A 2,637-nucleotide genomic window follows, 5' to 3' on the forward strand; every position below is an offset into this window, starting at 1 on the left:
ATCTCGATTTCGGCCTCGGCCTGCCCGCCCTGATCAGCGGCCGCAAGCTGGGCCGGCTCCTGGACCAGAGCTTCGGCGATCTGCGGGTCGAGGATCTCGGCGTGCCGTTCGGCGCCGTCTGCGTCGACCTGTTCACCGGCCATGAGGTGTGCCTGCGCGAGGGCCGGGTGTCGGAGGTGGTCCAGGCCTCCTATTCCCTGCCCGGCGTGTTCCCGCCGCGCCATATCGGCCGCCACATGCTGGTCGACGGCGCGCTGGTCAACCCGGTGCCGGTCTCGGTCTGCCGTGCCCTCGGGGCCGAGGTGGTGATCGCGGTCAACCTCAACGGCGACATCATGGGCCGGACCCGGGTGCCCGAGGGCGGCTATGCCCGCATCGCCGGCTTCGACATCCTCGAGCTGATGCCGGGCGGCACGCTGCTGGGCGGCCTCAACGGCGTCGCCCGCAAGCTGTTCCGCCGCGACCCGGACATGCCGAGCCTGTTCGGGGTGATGATGGCCTCGCTGAACATCATCCTCGACCGCATGGGCCGGATCCGCCTGGCGGCCGAGCCGCCCGACGTGGCGATCGACCCGAAGCTGGGCCATATCGGCGCCGCCGAATTCGACCGGGCGGCGGAGCTGATCGATCTCGGCTACCAGGCGGCGGAGGCGGCGATCCCCGACATCCGCGAGGCGCTGCGCGTCACCTCCTACGGTCTGGACCCGCAGGCGCCGCCGGCCGGGTGACCGGCGGCGCGCCGGGATCAAAGGATGAAATCGTCGGCTGTCAGGGTGACGTTGCCGGCGAGGGTGAAGCCGACGAAGTCCCCCACCCCGTCGCCGTCGCGATCCAGGGAGAGCGCGGTGTAGTTTCCGGAGGCGACATACTCGTAGCGCAGCTGCCCGGCCATCCCCGTGAAGTCGGCGGTGCCGATGAAGCTGATCGACGAGGCGATCTCGCTGAGATCGATCTTGTCGCCCTCCACATGGGAGAAGTCCGTGATCCGGTCGGCACCGTAGTCGTAGCGTGTCGATACGCCTTCTGAGACGAACCGGTCGGCACCGGCGCCGCCGGTCAGGGTATTGCCGCGATTGACGAACTCCACCCCTTCGAAGTCGTCGTAGTCATAAGTCACCCCCCCGACCAGCGTGTCGGCGCCGAGGCCGCCATCAAGGGTGTTCTCGCGGGAATGGCCCTCGAGCCGGTCATCCCCCGCCCCGCCGATCAGGACGTCCGCCCAATCACCGCCACGCAGGATGTCGGCGCCGTTGCCGCCGTCGAGGGTATTGTTCCGGCTGTTCCCGACCAGAAGGTCATCGCCGTCTCCGCCGAACAGATTGTCCGGACCGAACTTGCCGATCAGCGTGTCGTTGAAGGCGCTGCCGATGACCTTCTCGACAGTATCGAGGAACAGATCCCCCTCGGCGGTGCCGCCGGTGTTGACGTTGGTGGTCAGGTTGATCGACACGCCGACGGTGCTGTCGGCGTAGGAGATGGTGTCGAACCCGTCCCCTCCGCGGAACCGATCCGCCCCGGCACCGCCCATGAGCAGGTCGTCGCCATTGTTGCCGCTGATGACCCCGGCGCCGTCCCCGCCGATCAGCGTGTCGTTGAAGCCGGTGCCGGTGATCGATTCGAAGACATCGAGATAGCGGTCGCCTTCGGCCGTCCCGCCGGTGCCGAGACGGGTCACCATGTCGACGGTCACCGCGGCCGCGCTGCCGGAATAGGAGACGGTATCGATGCCGGCGCCTCCGGTGAAGCTCTCGGCCGCGGCCCCGCCGATCAGGGTGTCGTTGAAACCGCTGCCGATCACCGCGTCGAAGCCGTCGAGATAGCGGTCGCCGGCCGCCGCGCCGCCGCTGCCCGTGCCCAGCAGCAGGTTGACCGTCACCCCGGCCGAGCTGTCGGCATAGGACAGGGTGTCGAAGCCGTCGCCGCCCAGGAACCTGTCCGCCCCGGCGCTGGCGTACAGCAGGTCGTCGCCGTTGCCTCCTTCCAGCGAGGCCCCGGCCTGACCGCGCAGCACGTCGTTTCCCCCGAATCCGCGCAGCGTCTCGGTGCCGGCCGCGCCGATGATCGTGTCGCCGAATTGGCTGCCATGCACAGTCTCGATCACATCCTGGAAGGTGTCGCCCTCCGCCAGGCCGCCATGATTGACATTGGTCATCAGGTTCAGCTGCACCGCGGCCGAGCTGCTGAAATAGGTCACCAGGTCGATGCCGGCATCGCCCAGGAAGCGGTCCGCCCCGGCGCCGCCATCGAGCTGGTCGTTGCCGTCGCCGCCTTCGAGCATGTCATTGCCGGACTGTCCCCGCAGCACATCATTGCCGCCGAAACCGCGCAGCGTCTCGGCGCCGGCCGATCCCAGGATCGTGTCGGCGAACTGGCTGCCATGCACGATCTCGATGTGATCCTGGAACACATCGCCCTCGGCCAGGCCGCCATGGTTGGCGTTGGTGGCCAGGTTCAGCTGCACCGCGGCGGAGCTGCCGAAATAGGACACGGTGTCCTGCCCCGCCCCGCCCAGGAAGCGGTCCGCCCGGCCCCGCCGTCGAGCAGGTCGTCGCCGTCGCCGCCATCCAGCACATCGGCGCCGGCCTCGCCGCGAAGCATGTCGGCGCCGCCCAGGCCGCGCAGCGTGTCGCCGCCGTC

Annotated in this window: 2 protein-coding genes and 1 pseudogene; 1 reads left to right on the plus strand and 2 read right to left on the minus strand. The window is 69.1% G+C overall.

Annotated elements, in window-relative coordinates:
• Positions 1–728 (plus strand): patatin-like phospholipase family protein (locus P409_RS31390; protein ID WP_034847747.1); only part of this gene is annotated, 728 nt, incomplete at its 5' end.
• Positions 729–745: 17 nt separating this feature from the next.
• Here P409_RS31390 and P409_RS41340 read toward each other — a convergent pair.
• Together P409_RS41340 and P409_RS41345 are read right to left on the minus strand one after the other, a co-directional pair.
• Positions 746–2,488 (minus strand): calcium-binding protein, encoded by a 1,743-nt coding sequence (locus tag P409_RS41340; RefSeq protein WP_034847750.1) that lies wholly within the window; start codon positions 2,486–2,488, stop codon positions 746–748.
• Positions 2,452–2,637 (minus strand): annotated as a pseudogene (locus tag P409_RS41345) (hypothetical protein); the annotation flags it as partial. The gene P409_RS41340 and the pseudogene P409_RS41345, both read right to left, overlap by 37 nt.

It is taken from the genome of Inquilinus limosus MP06, from assembly GCF_000767795.1.
Lineage (GTDB): Bacteria > Pseudomonadota > Alphaproteobacteria > DSM-16000 > Inquilinaceae > Inquilinus > Inquilinus limosus_E.